At 73.1% G+C, this 18974-nt stretch carries 15 protein-coding genes and 1 pseudogene; 3 read left to right on the top strand and 13 right to left on the bottom strand.

The window, feature by feature from the left end:
• Nucleotides 1-20: 20 nt before the first annotated feature.
• The 7 genes from ACIGQF_RS00425 to ACIGQF_RS00395 form a co-directional block, all read right to left on the bottom strand.
• On the bottom strand, nt 21-1073 hold the full coding sequence (locus ACIGQF_RS00425) for an NAD(P)-dependent alcohol dehydrogenase (protein WP_399703454.1): 1053 nt from the start codon (nt 1071-1073) through the stop codon (nt 21-23).
• 89 nt (nt 1074-1162) lie between these two features.
• Nucleotides 1163-1939 carry an SGNH/GDSL hydrolase family protein gene (locus ACIGQF_RS00420; RefSeq protein WP_399703450.1) on the bottom strand — a complete coding sequence of 259 codons (777 nt, stop codon included), beginning with the start codon at nt 1937-1939 and terminating at the stop codon, nt 1163-1165.
• A gap of 73 nt (nt 1940-2012) precedes the next feature.
• Entirely contained in the window at nt 2013-3035 is a 1023-nt protein-coding gene (locus tag ACIGQF_RS00415) for a hemolysin family protein (RefSeq protein WP_399703448.1), read from the bottom strand.
• On the bottom strand, nt 3032-4381 hold the full coding sequence (locus ACIGQF_RS00410) for a hemolysin family protein (protein WP_399703446.1): 1350 nt from the start codon (nt 4379-4381) through the stop codon (nt 3032-3034). The genes ACIGQF_RS00415 and ACIGQF_RS00410 overlap by 4 nt, the downstream gene beginning before the upstream one ends.
• A gap of 180 nt (nt 4382-4561) precedes the next feature.
• Nucleotides 4562-5503 carry a phenylalanine 4-monooxygenase gene (locus ACIGQF_RS00405; RefSeq protein ID WP_399703444.1) on the bottom strand — a complete coding sequence of 314 codons (942 nt, stop codon included), beginning with the start codon at nt 5501-5503 and terminating at the stop codon, nt 4562-4564.
• 68 nt (nt 5504-5571) lie between these two features.
• Nucleotides 5572-6051, bottom strand: a complete 480-nt coding sequence (locus ACIGQF_RS00400) for a GNAT family N-acetyltransferase (RefSeq protein WP_399703442.1) — start codon at nt 6049-6051, stop codon at nt 5572-5574.
• An 84-nt stretch (nt 6052-6135) separates the two neighbouring features.
• On the bottom strand, nt 6136-6615 hold the full coding sequence (locus ACIGQF_RS00395) for a MarR family winged helix-turn-helix transcriptional regulator (protein WP_399703439.1): 480 nt from the start codon (nt 6613-6615) through the stop codon (nt 6136-6138).
• Between the two features lie 88 nt (nt 6616-6703).
• On the opposite strand from ACIGQF_RS00395, the gene ACIGQF_RS00390 reads away from it, so the two are divergent.
• Nucleotides 6704-8791 (top strand): MMPL family transporter, encoded by a 2088-nt coding sequence (locus ACIGQF_RS00390; RefSeq protein ID WP_399703436.1) that lies wholly within the window; start codon nt 6704-6706, stop codon nt 8789-8791.
• Nucleotides 8792-8800: 9 nt separating this feature from the next.
• Here the strand turns inward: ACIGQF_RS00390 and ACIGQF_RS00385 are convergent, their stop codons facing one another.
• Nucleotides 8801-9691 carry an LLM class F420-dependent oxidoreductase gene (locus tag ACIGQF_RS00385; protein ID WP_399703433.1) on the bottom strand — a complete coding sequence of 297 codons (891 nt, stop codon included), beginning with the start codon at nt 9689-9691 and terminating at the stop codon, nt 8801-8803.
• Nucleotides 9692-9937: 246 nt separating this feature from the next.
• Here ACIGQF_RS00385 and ACIGQF_RS00380 point away from each other — a divergent pair, with 246 nt between their 5' ends.
• Nucleotides 9938-11416 (top strand): aldehyde dehydrogenase family protein, encoded by a 1479-nt coding sequence (locus ACIGQF_RS00380; protein WP_399703430.1) that lies wholly within the window; start codon nt 9938-9940, stop codon nt 11414-11416.
• A gap of 37 nt (nt 11417-11453) precedes the next feature.
• Here ACIGQF_RS00380 and ACIGQF_RS00375 read toward each other — a convergent pair.
• The 4 genes and pseudogenes from ACIGQF_RS00375 to phnA form a co-directional block, all read right to left on the bottom strand.
• Nucleotides 11454-11786 (bottom strand): annotated as a pseudogene (locus ACIGQF_RS00375) (GNAT family N-acetyltransferase); the annotation flags it as partial.
• Nucleotides 11787-12101: 315 nt separating this feature from the next.
• Nucleotides 12102-13259 carry a TIGR03364 family FAD-dependent oxidoreductase gene (locus ACIGQF_RS00370; protein ID WP_399703427.1) on the bottom strand — a complete coding sequence of 386 codons (1158 nt, stop codon included), beginning with the start codon at nt 13257-13259 and terminating at the stop codon, nt 12102-12104.
• 67 nt (nt 13260-13326) lie between these two features.
• Nucleotides 13327-14664 carry an MFS transporter gene (locus tag ACIGQF_RS00365; protein WP_399703425.1) on the bottom strand — a complete coding sequence of 446 codons (1338 nt, stop codon included), beginning with the start codon at nt 14662-14664 and terminating at the stop codon, nt 13327-13329.
• 114 nt (nt 14665-14778) lie between these two features.
• The gene (phnA, locus tag ACIGQF_RS00360; protein ID WP_399703423.1) at nt 14779-16035 is read right to left on the bottom strand and encodes a phosphonoacetate hydrolase; all 1257 of its coding nucleotides are present in this window, start codon (nt 16033-16035) and stop codon (nt 14779-14781) included.
• Between the two features lie 202 nt (nt 16036-16237).
• Here phnA and ACIGQF_RS00355 point away from each other — a divergent pair, with 202 nt between their 5' ends.
• Nucleotides 16238-17461 (top strand): patatin-like phospholipase family protein, encoded by a 1224-nt coding sequence (locus ACIGQF_RS00355; RefSeq protein WP_399703421.1) that lies wholly within the window; start codon nt 16238-16240, stop codon nt 17459-17461.
• Here the strand turns inward: ACIGQF_RS00355 and ACIGQF_RS00350 are convergent.
• Nucleotides 17458-18942: an APC family permease gene (locus tag ACIGQF_RS00350; protein WP_399703418.1), complete on the bottom strand. Its 1485-nt coding sequence runs from the start codon at nt 18940-18942 to the stop codon at nt 17458-17460. The two genes, ACIGQF_RS00355 and ACIGQF_RS00350, sit on opposite strands and share 4 nt — an antisense overlap.
• Nucleotides 18943-18974: the final 32 nt, after the last annotated feature.

Below are 18974 nucleotides of genomic sequence, written 5' to 3'. Positions count from 1 at the left end.
TCGTCCGGGCCGGTGTGCCGTCACTCCGGCTGCGGGCGCACCACGGCCTTGATCGCCGTCGGGTCGGCGGCGCCCGCTGTGAGGGCCGCGACGCTGTCCCGCAAGCCGTACCGGTGGGTGACCAGCCGGGACAGGTTCACCTCGCCGGCGGCGGCCAGCGCGATGGCCGTCGGCCAGGTGTTGGCGTACCGGAACGTGCCGGTGACCTCGATCTCGTGATTCTGCACGTGCGAGAGCGGCAGCGGGATCGTGTCGCCGCCCATGCCGACCAGCACCGCGCGCCCGGCCCGGCCGAGTGCCCGCAGCCCCTCCTCGGCGGCGGCAGGCGCGCCCGAGCACTCCAGCAGGACGTCCGGTGCGTACCCGGTGTCGGCGAGCCGGGTGGTGCGCGCGTCGACGGTGGCCGTGGCGCCCAGCTCGCGGGCGACGGTGAGGCGCTCCGACGCGACGTCGGTGACCACCACCTCGCTCGCCCCGAAGGCCCGCGCCGTCTGGAGCGCGACCAGCCCGATGGGCCCGGCGCCCGTCACCAGCACCCGCGAGCCGGGCCCGATCCGGCCCTTGCGGGAGGCCCAGACGCCGACGGAGAGCGGTTCGAGCAGCGCCGCGCCCTCGGCGCCGAGCGACTCGGGCACCGGGTGCGCGAAGTCCTCGTCGACGGCCACGTACTCGCACAGCGCCCCGTCCACCGGCGGTGTGGCGTAGAACGTCACGTCCGGGCAGAGGTTGTACCGGCCGTGCCGGCACTGGGCGCAGCGGCCGCAGGGCACGCCGGGCTCGATCGAGACGGGCTGCCCGGGGGTGTGCCGCCGGGCGCCGGGCCCGAGGGCGACGACGGTGCCGCCCGGCTCGTGGCCGAGGACCATGGGGGAGCGGACGACGAAGTCGCCGATCCGCCCGTGCTCGTAGTAGTGCACGTCGGAGCCGCACACGCCGACCGCCTCGACGCGGACGAGCACCTGCCCGGGGCCCGGCCGGGGGACGGGGCGCTCCTGGATCTCCAGCTGCTTCGGTGCGACGAGCACGGCGGCGCGCATGGTGTCGGGGATGTCGTACTGAGCGGTGGCGGTCATGCTCCGGTCACGGCTCCCAGGGGACGCCAACAGGGACGACAGCATTCTTAGCAGAAATGACCGCCGTTGTTAACGCAGTTTGCGTTAAGTCAGTCGTCGTCTCCGTACGGAAGGAGCTCCGGCCGCTTCGGCGGGCGGCCGTCGCCGCTCGACCGGCCCGTGAGCCGGCGGCCTATCCACGGCAGCAGATGGGTGCGGGCGAAGCGGGCGTCCGAGGTGCGGCGGGCCACCCAGCCCGGCGGGACCGGCGGCGGCAGCGGCGCGTCCCACTCCGCCTCCGGCGGCAGCCCGAGCGCCTGCCACACCGCCTCGGCCACCCGCTCGTGGCCCTCGGCGGTCAGATGCAGCCGGTCGTCCGCCCACATCCGCTGATCGCCGAGGGCGGCGGAGCCGTAGAGGTCCACGACGATCGCGCCGTGCCGCCCGGCGACCTCGTCGATGTGGTCGAAGAGCGTCTCCATGCGTGGCCGGAAGCGTTCCAGTACCGGGCCCTGCCGGCCCGGGCTGCGCATCAGCACCAGCTGCTTGCACCGGGGCGCCAGCAGTGCGGCGGCCTCCTCCAGGAGCGCGCACACCCGGGCCACGTCGCACTTCGGGCGCAGTACGTCGTTCAGGCCGCCCACCAGCGTGACCAGGTCCGCGTCCATCTCCGCGGCCGCGGGCGCCTGCTCGCGGGCGATCTGCCCGATGAGCTTGCCGCGCACGGCGAGGTTCGCGTACCGGAAGTCCGGCGTACGGGCCGCGAGGCGGGCGGCGAGCAGGTCCGCCCAGCCGCGGTACGAGCCGTCCGGCAGCGCGTCCGACATTCCCTCGGTGAAGGAATCCCCGACCGCGACAAAGCTGGTGTATTGAGCACTGATCTCCATGGCGCGAGCGATCCTATACGCAGTACAGGACCGCCCGCGCCGGGAGGTGCCATCAGGCCCTCAGGTGTCGCCGTCAGCCCGCCGGGCGCTGCTGGAGCACCAGCTCCCGCAGCACGTCCTCCATCGTGACCAGCCCGGCCAGCCGCCCGTCGTCGCCGCTCACGGCGGCGAGGTGGGTGCGCGAGCCGCGCATCGCGGTCAGCACGTCGTCCAGCGGCGTCGCGGCGCGCACCCGGGCGATCGGTCGCATCGAGGAGACCTGGAACGGCAGGTCGCGCGGCATCGCGTCCAGCGCGTCCTTCACGTGCAGGTAGCCGAGGATGCGGCGGGAGTCGTCGACGACGGGGAAGCGGGAGAAGCCCGACTGGGCAGCCAGGTCCTCCAGGCTCTCGGGCGTGACGCCCAGCCGGGCGTAGACCACCTTCTCCAGCGGCAGGACCACGTCGCGGACCGGGCGGCGGCCCAGCTCCAGCGCGTCCCGCAGCCGCTCGGCGCCCCGGTCGTCCAGCAGTCCGGCGTCGGAGGAGTCCTCCACCATCTTGGCCAGCTGGGCGTCGGAGAAGGTCGCGGCGACCTCGTCCTTGGCCTCCACCCGCATCAGCTTCAGCAGCCCGTTCGCGAACGAGTTGACCGTGAAGATCACCGGGCGCAGCGCCCGCGCCATCGCCACCAGCGGCGGACCCAGCGCCAGCGCGCTGCGCACCGGCTCGGCCAGCGCGATGTTCTTCGGCACCATCTCGCCGAAGAGCATGTGCAGATACGTCGCCAGGGCCAGCGCGATGACGAAGGAGACCGGGTGGACCAGGGCCTCCGGCACGCCGGTGACGTGGAACAGCGGCTCCAGCAGGTGGGCGATGGCCGGCTCGGCGACCGCGCCCAGGACCAGCGTGCACAGCGTGATGCCCAGCTGGGCCGCGGCCATCAGCGCCGAGACGTGCTGCAGGCCCCACAGGACGCTGCGCGCCCGGCGGTCGCCCTGCTCGGCGTACGGCTCGATCTGGCTGCGGCGCACCGAGATCAGCGCGAACTCGGCGCCGACGAAGAAGGCGTTGACGACCAGCGTGAGCAGGCCGATGAAGAGCTGCAGTGCGGTCATCGGGCGGCCTCCTCGTGCGCCGGGGCGGTGTCCTCGTCACCGGCGGCGGGGGCGTGCAGCAGCACGCGCGCCGCGCGGTGGCCGGACGCGTCCACGACGTCCATCCGCCACCCGGCGACGGTCAGCCCGTCGCCCTGGCCGGGGATGCGGCCCAGCTCCGTGGCGATCAGCCCCGCCAGCGTCTCGTACGGGCCCTCCGGCATCCGCAGGCCGATCCGCTCCAGCTGGTCGGCGCGGGCCGCGCCGTCCGCGTCGTAGAGCGTGCGGCCGTCCTCGTCCACGCCGGCCGGTGCCAGGTCGGGGGTCTCCTGCGGGTCGTGCTCGTCGACGACCTCGCCGACGACCTCCTCGACGATGTCCTCCAGCGTCGCGACGCCGGCCGTGCCGCCGTACTCGTCGATCACCACGGCCATCGTGCGCTTGCCGGACAGCCGGTCCAGCAGCTCGTTGACCGGCAGCGTCTCCGGCACCAGCAGCGGCTCGCGGAGCATCTCCGCGACGGCGTGCCGGGGCCGCCGCGCGGCCGGTATCGCGAGCACGTCCTTGATGTGCGCGACGCCGACGATGCTGTCCAGGCTGCCGCGGTAGACCGGGAAGCGGGACAGGCCGGTGGCGCGGGTCGCGTTGGCCACGTCCTCGGCCGTGCACTGCACGTCCAGCGCTGTGACCTGCACCCGCGGGGTCATGACGTTCTCCGCCGTCAGGTCGGCGAGGTTCAGCGTGCGGACGAACAGCTCGGCCGTGTCCGGCTCCAGCGCGCCCTCCCTGGCGGAGTGCCGCGCGAGCGCCATCAGCTCCTGCGGCCCGCGCGCGGACGCCAGCTCCTCGGCCGGCTCCAGGCCCATCCGGCGCACCACACGGTTGGCGGTGTTGTTGAGGTGGCCGATCAGCGGTTTGAAGGCGGCGCTGAAGCCCCGCTGGAGCGTGGCCACCCGCTTGGCGACGGGCAGCGGGCTGGAGATCGCCCAGTTCTTCGGGACCAGCTCACCGATGACCATCAGTACGACCGTGGAGATGGCCGTACCGAGGACCAGCGCGATGCTCTCGCCCGCCGAGCGCGGCAGCCCCATGGCTTCCAGGGGGCCGGTGAGCAGCGCGGCGATCGAGGACTTGGCCAGCATGCCGATGATCAGGCCGGTCACCGTGATGCCCAGCTGGGCACCGGAGAGCTGGAAGGTCAGGCCGCGTACGGCCTTCAGAGCGCTGTCCGCGCCGCGCTCACCGCGCTCGGCGGCGCGTTCCAGATCGCTGCGCTCGACGGTCGTCAGCGAGAACTCGGCCGCCACGAAGACGCCGCAGGCCAGGGTCAGCAGAAGCGCCACGGCCAGCAGGAGCAGCTCGGTCATCGGGTCACCTCCATCCCATGGTCGGACAGGGTCGGGAGGCTCGCGCGGTGTCGACTGCAACTAGGAGGGTCGCCCATGGCCGGACGCTCACACCTTTCTTCGGGGATGGGGCCGCGGATTCCGTGTATCCGACAGCCAGGAGAGTATCCATAGTAAAGGACCGGCAAAAAACTCGGTTGATCATTTGTTCGGCGGGGCGGCGGGGGCGGCGGCGCGTTCCGGCGCGGGACGCCCCATGAACCCCCGCTGCGCCAAGGGTGGCAGCCCCAGGCGGTCGCGGGTGGACTCGTCGAAGTCGTCGAGGAAGCCGTGCAGCGTCTCGGCGAGATGGTCGAGTGACTCCACGGTGTACAGGACCGGCTGGTATCCGGCGACCTGGTACGGGCGGGCCGCGATGTCGGCGAGGTCCCAGGCCCGGATGTCGGCACGGTCGAATCGCCGCAGCTCGCCGTACGACGACAGCAGCGCGGCGCCGTACGCCTTCGGCCGGCCGCCCTCGTGGACGACGCCGTACTCCAGCGTGTACCAGTACACCCGGCTGATCAGGTCCAGCGCGTCGTCGGACGTGACCCGGGCCGCGGCCCGGCCCACCGTGCGGTACAGCTCGGCGAACCACGGATCGCACAGATGGGTGCCGTGGCCGAGCATGTCGTGCAGGACGTCGGGCTCGAAGGTGTACAGGGGCATCGCCGGATGCCGTACGTACTGCACGGCGTGGAAGTAGCCGTCGGCCATCGAACCGAGGAAGCGGGCATTGGGCACGATGCCCCCGGCCAGGGTGAAGCGGAAGCCGGTCAGCTCGTGCAGCCGGTCGCCGACCTCCGCGTGCTGGGGGATGTGGTCCGCCGGCACGGGCGCCCGTTCCCGGGCCGCGGCCACCGCGCGGCACACCCGCCCCCGCTGGGCGTCGGCCAGCGCGGCGAGCACGGTGCGCCAGGTCGCGTGCTCCTCCGCGGTGTACTCCACGAGCGGGGAGGGCGCGCCGACCCGGTGCCCCGTCGCGAGGGCCGCGATGCGGTCCCGCCGCCGGACGTACGGGCGGTCGGCGTGGCCCGGGTGCTCCTCGGCCCTGCCCAGCCGGCCGTCGTGGGACACCGGCGTCCGTGCCATCAGATCGATCATGAACAGCATCGTCGGCCGGATCGGCGGCCCGGAGCGGCCGACGCGCCGCGCATCCCGCTCCGTCCGCCCTACGCCTCGACCTCGCTCCGCGCCCCGGCGCTCGGCGCGCCGTCGGCGGCCTTCGGGCCGTCCAGGTGCCGCACCCAGCGGCTCCACTGCGGCTCCGGCGCGTACCCGGACGCCTGCCACGCCTGGTGCGCCAGGTCGTTGCGGTCGAGCACCATCGCGTCGGCGCGCCGCCCGCCCAGCGCCGCGAACCGCTCCTCGGCCGCCGCAAGCAGCGCCCGGCCGATGCCCTGCCGGCGCCGCTCGGGGTGGACCGCCAGTCGGTACAGATGGCAGCGCCAGCCGTCGAAGCCCGCGATCACCGTGCCGACCAGTTCGCCGTCCCGCTCGGCGAGCAGCAGCGCCTCCGGGTCGCGCACGACCAGCCGGGCCACGCCGTTCCGGTCATCGCTGATGCTCGTTCCCTCGGCGGCCAGCTTCCAGAAGGCCAGCACGGCGTCGATCTCTGCGGGCAGTGCGGCACGGATACGAAGATCACTCATGCTGGCATCCCATCACCGGCCGATGGCCCCGGGCCACCCGGTTTCACCAGTCAAGACGGCCGTGGGGGCCCGCTGTCCCGCGCGTCAACGCTCCTGAGCCAGCTCGTGGTTGAGGGCCTGGAGGAAGGCGGTGACGGTCGCGAGCTGCTCGTCGTCGAACTGGCTCCGGGCGGCGTCCGTGCTGCGGGCGAGGGGGTGGAAGTAGCGCCGGGCCAGTTGGCGGGCGCTGTCGTTGTAGTGCAGATGGACCACGCGGCGGTCGCCGGCATCGCGGATGCGGGTGATGTGCCCCGCGCGTTCCAGTCGGTCCAGGCAGGCGGTGACGGCGCCCGAGGTGAGGTTGAGCCGTTCGCGCAGCCGGCCGGGTGTCATGGGCTGCCCGTCCTCGGCCTCCGCGTCCATGATCGCGGACAGGGCCTGGATGTCGGTGGTGTGCAGATGGTGATCCTGCGCGAAGTCGTGGGCGATGCGGTTGAACTCGCTGTTCATCCGGCGCAGCAGGACCGCGAAGGCCTGCAGGTCGGTGGCGGGAGGGGCCGAGGGCTCCCGGCGGGGAGAGTGCATGTATCAAGGATAGGATGCCTCAACCATTGAGATACTTTATGGTCGAGGCAGTTCTCCGCGTACCGCGCCCTCTCCGTTTGGACAGTGAATGAACACTGCACGCCGACCGTCCCGTTGGGCGGTCCCGCTGGTCCTCGTACTCGTATGGCTGGCCCTGGGAGGAGTCTTCGGGTCCTACGCCGGCAAGCTGGGCGAGGTCGCCACCAATGACCAGGCGGCATTCCTCCCGCAGAGCGCGGAGTCCACCCGGGTCATCGACGCGCAGCAGGACTTCGACCAGAGCGAGACGCTGCCCGCCATCGTGGTGTGGACCCGGGACGACGACGGGCGGTTCACCGACGCCCAGCAGGCGGCGGCCACCCGCGCGCTGCAGGGCCTCGCGAAGGCCGAGGGAGTGACGGAACGGCCCTCGCCCGCGCTCGTCTCCAAGGACCGGCGCGCGCTCGAAGGCATCGTGCAGCTCCGCCCCGACCTGGGCGACCGGCTCTCCGAAGCCCTCCAGGACGTCACCAAGACCGCCGAGCAGGTCGACGGCACCGAGGTGCAGCTGGCCGGGCCCGCCGCGAGCCGGACGGACCTCTCCGACGCCTTCGCGGGCATCGACGGGATCCTGCTCGGCGTCGCCCTGGCCGCCGTGCTGGTGATCCTGCTGCTGGTCTACCGGAGCGTCCTGCTGCCGCTGGTCATCATCGTCAGCGCGGTCTTCGCCCTCGGCGTCGCCTGCGCCGTCGTCTACGTCCTGGCCGATCACGACGTGGTGCGCGTCGACGGCCAGGTGCAGGGCATCCTCTCGATCCTGGTGATCGGCGCGGCCACCGACTACGCGCTGCTCCTGACGGCACGGTTCCGCGAGGAACTGGCCCGGCGCGGCAACCGCTTCGCCGCCGCCCGGGCCGCGGTGGTCCGCTCCGCGGCCGCCATCGGCGCCAGCGCCGCCACCGTCGCGCTCGGACTGCTGGCGCTGCTGCTCAGCGATCTGACCAACAACCGCGCGCTGGGCCCCGTCGGTGCCATCGGCATCGTGTGCGCCGTGCTGTCCGCACTGACCTTCCTGCCCGCCGTACTCGCCCTCCTGGGCCGGGCAGCCCTCTGGCCCGCCAAGCCGCACGCCGAGGGGACGGCCGGACACGGCCTGTGGCAGCGCGTCGCGACCTGGGTGGACACCCGGCCCCGCCGGCTGTGGATCACCACCTGCGCGGTGCTCGCCGCGGCGGCGGCCTTCTTCCCGGCGCTCGACTCCCGTGGCGTGCCGATGGAGGAGCTGTTCATCAACGACGCGCCGTCCGTGAGCGCCCAGCGGACACTGAGCGCACACTTCCCCGGCGGCTCCGGACAGCCGGTCGTCGTCATCGCCTCGGCCGACCGGCGCGACCAGGTCGTGAAGGCTGCCGCCGCCACCCCCGGGGTCGACGGCGCGAGTGCCGTCGGCGCCTCCGGCCGGCCCGGCGGCGCGCCCCTGGTCGTGGACGGCCGCGTACGGATCGACGCCACGCTCGCCGACACACCCGACAGCGACGCCGCCAAGCGGACCGTCGGCGCCCTGCGCGACCGGCTGCACACCGTCGACCCCGGCTCCCTGGTGGGCGGCTACACCGCCCAGCAGTACGACACCCAGCGCACCGCCGAGGAGGACCGGGCGCTGATCATCCCCGTCGTTCTCGCCGTCATCCTGGCCATCCTGGTCTTCCTGCTGCGCTCACTGCTGCTGCCGCTGCTCCTGGTCGCCACGGTCGGGCTGAACTACCTGGCCACGCTGGGCATCTCCGGCCTGGTCTTCCAGCACGTCTTCGGCTTCAGCGGCACGGACGCCTCGGTCCCGCTGTACGGGTTCGTCTTCCTGGTGGCGCTGGGCGTGGACTACAACATCTTCCTGATGTCCCGGGTACGCGAGGAGACCCTGCTGCACGGCACCCGGCAGGGCATGCTGCGCGGCCTGGTGAGCACCGGCGGCGTCATCACGTCCGCCGGGGTGGTGCTGGCGGCGACCTTCGCGGCGCTCGTCGTCATCCCGCTGGCGTTCCTCGCCCAGATCGCCTTCATCGTGGCCTTCGGCGTGCTCCTCGACACCGTCGTCGTACGCTCCCTCCTCGTCCCCGCGCTCGTACGGGACATCGGTCCCGCGGTGTGGTGGCCCGGCCGGCTGCGCCGCGACGCCCCGGCCGGCGCCACCCGGTGAGGCCGGGCCTCAGGTGCCCCGCAGCTCCTCGACGACCGGCGCGAACGTCTCCAGGGCCGCGTCCAGGACCGTGATGTAGGAGAAGCCGTACCGCTCGCGGCGCTCCCGGAGCTGGTCGGCCAGCTGCCGGACCGTGCCGAACAGCAGCGTCGGCGCGTCCAGCACCTGGTCCTCGTCCAGGTTCTCGAAGTACGCGGCGAACTCGCGGGCCGTCGCCCGGCGGTCGTTGGTGATCACCACGCGCTGGATCAGCATGTTCAGCTCGGCCGGGACGGCGCGGCCGGCCGCCGCCTCCCGGTAGCCGGCGACCGTCGCGTCCAGCTCTTCGGCGGTGGCCAGCTCCAGCGTGCCCTCCGGCTTGCCCGGCGCCTGCCGGCCGCCCTGGAACGCCGCGATCTCCGCGTGCCGCGCCGTCAGCCGCATCATCCGCGGGCCGTTGCCGCCGATCAGCAGCGGCGGCCGCGGCGTCTGCACGGCGTGCGGTACGTGCTCCGGATCGGCCAGCAGCCGGTCCAGCTCCTCGATCGTGCGGGCCAGATGGTCCACCCGCTGTCCCGGACTGCCCCAGGGGAGCCCGGCCGACTCGTGTTCGCCCTTCACGTACCCGGTGCCCAGGCCGAGTTCGAGACGGCCGCCGGTGAGCGCGTCGGTGGTCGCCACCTCGCGGGCCAGCAGCGCCGGGTTCCAGAAGCCGGTGTTCAGCACGAAGGTGCCCACCCGCGGCCGTTCGGTGGCCTCGGCCGCCGCCACCAGCGCGGGGAACGGCGCGGGCATGCCGAGATGGTCGGGGACGAGCAGGACGTCGTAGCCGATCGACTCGGCCTGCCGGCACTTCTTCCGCCACTCGTCGGCGGAGGCGATCGCGAGCGTGTTGACGCCGAAGCGGAACGGGCGGGTCATCGGGCCTCCTGGTGTCTTCTGTTGTCGCCGTCCTGTGGTGCCGCGGGTCGCGTACGCCTGCCGGCCGGTGCCGGCCGCGTGGAGGTGCCAGGCGCGCCCGCCGTCACAGTGCCAGATAGGGCAGCGCTATCGGGGCCATTCACAATTCCCGGATGGTGCCCGCACCTTCGCTGGGACAGCCTGGCGATTGGCTGTGACCGAGCACGTCACAGCAGTCTCCGCAGATGTCCAGCGAAGGGACGGGGCATGGCACACCTTTCCGCCGGGGAGCCCGTGGCAGCGCACCACCTGCTGAATTTCATCGACGGCCGGTGGAGCCCGGCCGAGTCCGGCCGGACCAGGACCAACCTCGACCCGGCCGACCTGACCGACCGGATCGGCGAGTTCGCCGAGTCCGGCGGCGTCGACGTGGACCGCGCGGTGGACGCCGCGTCGGCGGCCCTGCCCGCCTGGCGCGAGCTGGGCCCCATCCGCCGCGCCGCGATCCTCACCGAGGCCGGCCGCGGACTCACCGACCGGGCCGCGGAATTCGCCCGTGCCATCACCCGCGAGCAGGGCAAACTGCTGCGCGAGGCACAGGGCGAGGTGGCCAGGGCCCGCGCCGTGCTGGACTTCACCGCGGGCCAGGCCCGGCTCCTCGGCGGCGTCACCGCACCCGCCGAGGAGGACCGTACGTTCGCGTACACCTTCCGGCGCCCCATCGGCGTCGTCGGCCTGGTCTCGCCCTGGAACTTCCCGCTGGCCATCCCCATGTGGAAGGTCGCGCCGGCCCTGCTCTCCGGCTGCACGGCCGTCTTCAAGCCCTCGCCGCTCACCCCGCTCACCGCGGCCCTGCTGACCGAGGTCTTCCACGAGGCGGGGCTGCCCGACGGCGTACTCAACCTCGTCCAGGGCGACGTCGCGGCGGGCGAGGCGCTGGTCGCCAATCCCTCCGTGGCCGGCATCAGCTTCACCGGCTCGCTGCCCGTCGGCACCGCCATCCACGCCGGCGGCGCCCACCGGCTGCTCCGTACGCAGCTCGAACTGGGCGGCAAGAACGCGGTGATCGTGCTGGACGACGCGGACCTGGACGGGGCGGTCGACGCTGTTGTGCACGGCGCCTTCGGGCAGGCCGGGCAGCGGTGCAGCGCCACCAGCCGGGCGGTCGTCGACGTACGGGTACGGGACGCCTTTCTCGACCGGCTGGTGGCCCGGGTCGCGGACATGAAGGTCGGCCCCGGCAGCGACCCCGCCGCGCAGATCTGCCCCGTGGTCAACCCGGCCCGTATGGAAGCCGCGCTGGCGGCCATAGCAGGGGCGCAGCGCGACGGCGGCAAGGTGCTGTGCGGCGGCGGCCGTGCCACCGGCGACGGGCTGCCGGACGGCTGCTACGTCCGGCCCACCGTCATCCGCGACGTGCCCTGGGACAGCGAGCTGGCCCAGGAGGAGGTCTTCGGCCCGGTGCTGGCCGTGGTCGACGCCGACGGTTTTGACGATGCGATGCGGATCTCCAACTCCGTGAAGTACGGCATGTCCGGCACCATCTTCACCGCCTCGCAGTCCCGCGCCTTCGAGGCCATCGAACGCTTCGAGGCGGGCATGCTGCACGTCAACCGCCCGGGCGTGGGCGCGTACGCCCACCTGCCGCACGTCGGCGCGAAGGCCTCCCAGTACGGCCCGCCGGAGTGCTCCCCGCAGGTGTGGGACTTCTACACGGAGTGGCACTCGGCGTGCATCAGCTACTGAGTCGTGCCGGGACCGGGCGCACCCGGGCGGTGTGCGGTCACGGGGTGACGGCGTACTCGGTGAATCGGCCGCAGGGGCGGAAGCCCAGCCGGCGGTAGACCGGTTCGCCCTCCGCCGAGGCCTGGAGGACCGCGATGCGGTGGCCCCGGTCGCGGGCCGCGTGGAGGGCGGCGAGGGTGAGGGCGCCGCCGTAGCCGCGGCGGCGGTGGGTGGCCAGGGTGGAGATGTTGTAGACCCCGGCCACGCCCGCGTGAGGGAAGACCTCGGCCGCGGCGACCGGGAGGCCCGCCGCGTAGCCGACCAGATAGCGGGCCGGGCAATCGGCGGCAAGGGCCTGCGGGGCCGCCCGGTCGAAGAACCGGCGGACGGACCGGCTCCTGGTTTTTGACCGCCGGGCGCACACAACGAAGAGCCCCGACCGGTCGGGGGAGGCCGGTCGGGGCGGTCTGGCGCGGCTGCCGGTGGCGGTCGCCTCTCGGCGAAAGGCTCCGTGGGGCTTCAGCCGAACGATCTTCCCCACGGGCAATAGGTGAGGCCCGGGGACACAGTTCCACCGCCAGTCGCACCTATGACAGCAATCCGGGCGGGCCAGGCATTCCACCGCGAATCGGTGACCTGTCTCACACGACGCGACCGCACGTCGCCCGTGCGGTCGCGTGCCGTGCGCGCGGCGCCGGCCCGTGGCTCAGCGCGCCGCCACGATCTCCTCGGCGAGCCCGAAGGACAGCGTCATCCCGGCGCCGCCGACCCCGTTGACCACCGTCACCCCGGGCTCCGGGTCGGTCACCAGTTCCGTACGGCCGTCCCGGAGGGACGGGTAGAAACCCGACCAGCGCTCGGTGACCGTGGTGTCCGGGAGCCGCGCGAAGCCCGCCAGGTAGTCCATGATCGCCGCGTTGATCTCCTCGCTCTCGAACGGGTCGTGCGTCGTCGCGTACGCGTGGCTGTCGCCGATCGTCAGCCGCCCGTCCGCCGTCTGCGACAGCAGTACGTGAATGCCGTTGTGCCGGTGGAACGGCAGCTCGGCCCGCATCCGCCGGTCCAGCGCGTCCCGCGCCGCCAGCCCCTCGAATGCCGCGTAGTGCAGCAGCGTCAGCCCGCCGCACAGCATCGGCCCCAGCTGCCACCCGCCCGGCTGCACCCCCGTCCGCAGCATCTGCAGCTTGCAGCGGACCAGCCCGCTGTCCGCGAAGACCTCCGGGTACAGCGTCTCGAAGTCGTTCCCGCTGCACACGAAGACCCGGTCCACCTGCCAGTCGCCCGCCGTCGTCGAGACGGTCGGCATGTCGATGCCGCGGACCGTCGCGCCGAACCGCACGTCCACGCCGTACTCGTCCGCCAGATGCGCGGCGACCGCCGGTATTGCGTGCCGCGGGTCGACGTTCAGCTCCGTCGGGCTCCACATGGCGCCCAGCAGCCCGTCCGGGTGCGCGGCGTGACTGCGGGCCGCCGTCTCCCGCGCGGAGAGCAGCTCCGTACCGCGCTCCCGGGCCGCGGGCGTGGTGGCCACGAACTCCTCCAGCACCGCGACCTCGTCGGGACGGTGCGCCAGGTGCATCGAGCCGGCCGGCACGGCCCACAGGCCGGTCTTGGCCGCGACCTCCAGCCAGATCTCCCGGCTGCGCAGGGCACGCTCGTAGATCGCGCCGCGCTGCTGTCCGATCGCCCAGATCATGCCGAAGTTGCGGATGGAGGCGCCTACGGAGTGGTCGTCGCGCTCGAAGAGGACGACGCGGTCGCCGCGCTTGGCCGCCGCGAGGGCGTGCGCGAGGCCGACGATGCCGCCGCCGACGACGGCGGTGTCGGCACGGTGCTCGGTGCGGTGCGGGGTACGGGACGCCATGGGTGAGCCCCTCTCAGTGGTGGTGCACTGCGGATGGACCTCGGGATGGAGCTGCGGACAGCGTGGCTCAGGACGCCGCGGCCGGCAGCCGGTTCCACTGCGGCAGCATCAGCAGGCCGGCGAGCAGCGCGGCCGCGGCGAATCCGTAGAACAGGGTGGTGCCGGAGAGGAAGCCGGGCAGCAGGCCGCCGAGTATCGCGCCGACCGAGCCGCAGCCGTTGACCAGCCCGGCGGCCGTGCCCGCGCCGCCGGCACTGCCGAAGTCGACCGCCGCGACGCAGCTGATCATCGCATCGGCCGCGTACACGGCCAGGCCGATCACCGCCAGCACCGCGATCATCACCACCGCGCTGCCGGTCGCCGTCAGCGGCATGAACAGCGCCAGCGCGACGGTCAGCAGGAGCAGCGCCAGGACGCACGGCGGCACCCGGCGGGACCGGAAGACGGTGTCGGAGACCCAGCCGATGAGGACCGGTGCGAGCACGCCCGCGATGCCGAACGCCACCGGGACGAGCGTGGCGCCCGCCTTGCCGACCTCCGGCAGCTGCCGGCTGACGATCACCGGGCCCCACAGCAGGATCGCGTACCGGGCCGGCTTGAGCAGGAAGTACGCCGCGCCCAGCGTCAGCACCATGCGGTCGCCCAACGCCTCCTTGTACAGGCTCAGCGCGCGCCGCCGGGGCGGTGCCGCCTTCCCGGCAGCGGCGGGCTCCTCCTCCGTACGGTTCGGGTCGGGCAGCCCCACGTCCTGCGGGGTGTTGCGCTGGAAGATCAGGAACACCGCAAGGACGACGGCGAGGGTGACCGCGCCCGCGAAGAAGGCCGCGTGCCAGGTGCCGAACACCTCGTACGCCCACCAGCCGAGGAACGGCGGCGCGGCCAGCCCGCCGAAGGCGTAGTTGCTGCTCCAGACGCCGAGCACCCGGCCGCGCTCCCGCACCGGGAAGAAGCTGCCCATGTTCTTGCACAGCGGTGCCCAGCCCGCCGACTGCGCCAGCCCCTGGAGGACCATCGCGCCGCCGAACATCAGTACCGCGCTGCTCAGGCCCATCGCGCACGCGGCGACGACCGCGCCGGCCATGCCGCCCGCCACCACCACCCGCGGCCCGAACCGGTCCGCCCACATGCCCCACAGGAACTGCCCGGCCGCGTACGCCGCGAGGTACACCGCGTCCAGCACGCCCAGCACCTGCTCGGTGAGCACCCCGTTGACCAGGGGGTCGTCCAGGATGCCCAGCTTGGCGACGGAGAACGCCTGGCGGACGAAGTAGAAGCCCGCGTACGCGATCCAGGTGACCGCGAAGATCTGCCGGCGCCAGCGTGCCGTCCGCCGCAGCGCTTCCCGCGTGGCGAGCGCGGGCCCGGGCGGTGATGTCGGTACGGACTGCGGTGCGAGGTCGGCCATGGCGGTGTCCTGTCCCTCGGCCTGGAATCGGGCATGACGGGGCCCCGGCGCGCGCCTCGGCGGCGCGCCGGGGCCGGGTGGTGCGTCCGTGTGAGGGGGTGGCGTGCCGGTGGGTCAGCCGGTGAGCGGCGCTCCCGCCGCCACCGACGTGCCCACCCAGTAGCTGTCGAAGTTGCGCAGCCGGTGGCCCTGCGGGAGCGGTCCGACCGGCGCGTTCACCAGGAACGGCACCCGCTGCTCGGTGAGCCCGCCGTGCGAGCGCAGCGGTTCGGTGAAGCCGGAGATGTCGTGCCGCGCGGGCGTGGTGCCCAGCACCGTGTTGCGTTCGGAGATGACCACCAGCTCGCCGATCCGATCGGCCGGCAGTTCGAAGCGGACGCAGGCCCGCTCCCGCCCCATCACCTCGGCCACCCCGTCCAGCGCGGCCAGCTCGGCACGGAGCGCGTCCGCGTCGGCGTCCGGCGGCAGGTGCACCGTGGCGTACGAGCCGAGCGCGCCGTGGTGCACGGTGTACGGGTCGGTGATCGGCAGCACGACACGTGCCGCGCCGGCGCCCAGCCGCGCGTCCAGCTCGTCCTGGAGGAAGACCACCTGCGCGTCCCCGGTGCCGTCGCTCTTGGCGTTCATGCCGTGGTCGGCGGTGACGACCAGGACGGCGCCGAGCGCGTCGATCCGCGCGAAGTAACCGTCCAGCATGGCGTAGAAGTCGTTGGCCACGGGGGAGCCGGGCGCGTGCTTGTGCTGGATGTAGTCCGTCAGCGACAGGTACATCAGCTCCGGACGGTCCCGCTCCAGCACGTCCGTGCCCGCGGCCATCACCAGCTCGCTCAGCTCGGCGCTGTAGACGGACGGCAGCTCCATGCCCACCCGCTCCAGCACCTTCTCGATGCCGTTGTCCTGCTGGGTGACCCGGTCGGCCTTCTCCGCCGAGAAGCAGATGCCGTTCTCCAGCCCCTTGCCCAGCAGCCGGCGCAGCTTGTCCTTCGCGGTGATCACCGCGACCCTGGCGCCGGTCTTGGAGAACTCCGCGAACAGCGTGGGCGCGCGGAGCAGTTCCGGGTCGTTCATCATGACCTCGGCGTCGGCCGCGGGGTCGTAGAAGTAGTTGCCGCAGATCCCGTGCACCGACGGCGGCACCCCGGTCGCGATGGACAGGTTGTTGGGGTTGGTGAAGGACGGCATCGTGCAGTCCGCGCGCAGATCGCTGCCGTCCCGCAGCATCCGCTCCAGGAACGGCATCCGGCCGTCGGCGATGGCCCGCTCGTGATAGGCGTCCTCGCTGCCGTCGATGCACACCACGACGACGGGCCGGGCGGGCCGGCCGTAGCCGCGGCCGTTGACGGTCAGCCGCTCGGCACCAGCTTCCTTCATGTGCGGTTCCACCTCTGAGGTCGACGTCGGCGGCCGGTCGTGCCGCCCCGCCCACCAGGGAACACCGCCGCGCCCCGGGGCAGAACCACCGGAATTCCTATACCGCCCATAGCCCGGAACGCATGGCCGGTTCCGCCGTTGCGCGGCGCACCGCGCCGGTGTGCGATCGGTCTGCCGGCCGTCCGCACGAGGGGGAGTGGTGATGACCGACCGGGATCCGGGAAATCCGCCGGAGGCCGCCGCGGTGGGGGCCGTCCTGGCGGGCGGCGGTGCCCGGGGCGCGTACGAGGCGGGAATGCTGGCGACGCTGCTGCCGACGCTCGCGGAATTCCGGCAGCGGCCCGATGTGTTCGTCGGCACCAGCGCCGGCGCGCTGAACGCGGTGCTCTTCGCCTCGCTGGCCCATCTGCCTGCCCAGCAGGCCGCCGACGAAGCGCTGCGGGCCTGGCGGGGACTGACGAAGGACCAGGTGTTCGCGGCGTTCCTGCCCGCGGTGCCGGCCCTCCTGTGGCAGTACCTCACCACGCTCTTCGACCCGTCCGCGCCACCGGTGTCGGGCCTGCTGGACACCCGCCCGCTGCGGGAGACCCTGCGCGCGAAGCCGGACTGGCACCGGCTGCATGCCAACATGCGCAGCGGCGCGGTGCAGGCCGTCGCGGTGGCCACCACGGACTGCCGCAGCGGCCGCACGGAGATCTTCGTGGAGGGGCCGCGGGCCGCGACGCTGCCCGAGAGCGACGCCGACCGGGCGGTGGACTACACCCGGACCGTGCTCACCGAGGAACACGTACTGGCGTCCGCCGCGATCCCGGTGGCGTTCCCGCCCGTGTACATCGCGGAGGCCGACGGCTGGTACATGGACGGCGGGGTACGGCTCAACGCACCCATCAAACCGGCGATCTCGCTCGGCGTACGCCGCGTGGTGATCGTCGCCACCACGCCGTTGCGCCATCTGCCCCGCACCCACGGCCGGAGCGCGCCCGCGCCGGCCGTCGCGGACGTCGTCGCGCAGGTCCTGAACGGCGTGCTGTCCGACCGGATGATCGAGGACACCCGGACGCTCGGCAAGGTCGACGAACTGCTGCGGTCCGGCGGGCGGGGCCGCAGCCCGGGCGGCCGGCCGTACGAGGTCGTCGAGTACCTCTTCGGCGGCCCGCCGCCCGGCCAGGGAGACCGGCTCGGCGAGCGCGCGGCGTACGTCCTCGACACGTACTTCCGCGGCACCCGCCGGCTCGCCGACCTCGACCTGGCCCTGCTGTCCCTGCTCCTCGGGCCGGGGCACAGCCGGGGTGAACTGCTCGGTTACCTCCTCTTCGAGCCGGAGTTCATCGACGAGGCCATCGCGCTGGGGCAGCGGGACGCCCAGCTCGTCCTCGACGGCGTGGGTGACGACCCGGACGCTCTGTGGCGGAGCGACGCCGGCTAGTCCGCGCGCCGCCGGCGCCGGAGCCCGAGGGCGCCGACGGACAGCAGCAGGACGACCGTCCCGAGGGTGAAGGCCTCGAACGTCGTCCGGGAGACCCCCCAGGTGTCCTGGAAGGCGTAGCCGAGGCCGAAGAGGCGCTCCAGCGTGCCGGGGAACAGGGCCACCCAGGACCCCAGCAGGATCCAGGCGTAGACGACCCCCGCGCAGACGACGAAGCCGCGGGTGCCGAACGGCACCTGGTACGGGCGCGGCACCTCGGGGCGCCGGAGCCGCAGCCGGACCAGCGCCGGCACGATCACCAGGTACGACAGCAGCAGCGTGGTGATGGCGACCGTCAGCACGACGCCGAACACCGCGGCGGCGTCCCCGGCCGCCAGGTTCATCGCGGCGACCATGAAGAGCGTCGCGGTGATCCCGGAGAGCAGGTTCATCCGCACGGGGGTGCCCAGCCGCGCATGGAACGCGCCCAGCCCGCGGCTGAAGAACCCGCCGTCGGCGGCCGTCATCGCCTGCATCCGGTCGCTGACGATCATCCACGCGCTGCCCTGGGTGAGCAGCGCGAAGACGAACGCCACGGCGGCCGTGGTCAGCAGCGGCCCGCTCCAGCTCCCGTACACCGCGAAGACCAGCCGGGCCGCGTCCATGAACCCGCCGATGCCGGTCACCTGCCCGGCCGGTGCCGCCGACAGGATCGCCAGCACCGGCAGCAGGTAGCAGCACGCGGCGATCAGCCCGGAGAAGCCGATGGAGACCGGCACGTCCCGCTGCGGGTCGTGCATCTCGTCCCCCGCAGCGTTCGGCGCCTCGAACCCGACGTACGCGAAGAGCAGCACCGGCACCAGGGCCAGGAAGCCGGCTCCCGAGGGGGCGAACGAGGCGTGGTCCAGGCCGTGGAAGCCGTGCTCCGCGCCGTACGCCACCGCCGTGCAGGAGAACACGGCGAGCGCGAGCACCTTCGCCGCGGCGCCCGCCGTGGTGATCCACTTGCCGCGGCGCAGCGACACGATCGCGGTGAGGATCGCCGCCCAGATGAACAGCAGCTTGAACGTGTAGTCGGCCACCGTCCCGGAGCCGAGCGGGAAGACGAAGCCGTCCCACGCCTCGGCGGCGACGAACACCAGCGAACCGCCGAGCCACACCGGATTGGTGACCCAGTAGAACATCGTGGTCAGCGCCGCCGCCGCGCGACCGAACGCCAGCTTCACCCAGACGTACGGCCCGCCCTCCTGCGGGAAGGCGGCCCCGGTCTCGGCGAAGACCAGCGCGTACGGCAGCAGGAAGCCCACCGCGATCACGGCGATCCAGGTGACGGCCTCACCGCCGCCGGTGGCGAGCTGCCCCAGTACGTCGAAGGAGATGACGGCCGCCACGCCCATCGCCAGGATGTCGAACCGGCGCAGGCTGCGGTGCAGATGGGGAACGGTCTCCGGCGATGGTGGCGGCGGTGGTGCGGGTGCGGATCTGGTGGGTGGTACGGACACGGCAGTGCGCCCTTCCAGTCGTGGCCGGTTGC

The organism is Streptomyces sp. NPDC053560, assembly GCF_044544605.1.
Lineage (GTDB): Bacteria > Actinomycetota > Actinomycetes > Streptomycetales > Streptomycetaceae > Streptomyces.
The sequence above is the reverse complement of the archived record's forward strand: the minus strand, read 5'-3'. Positions and strand labels throughout refer to the sequence as shown.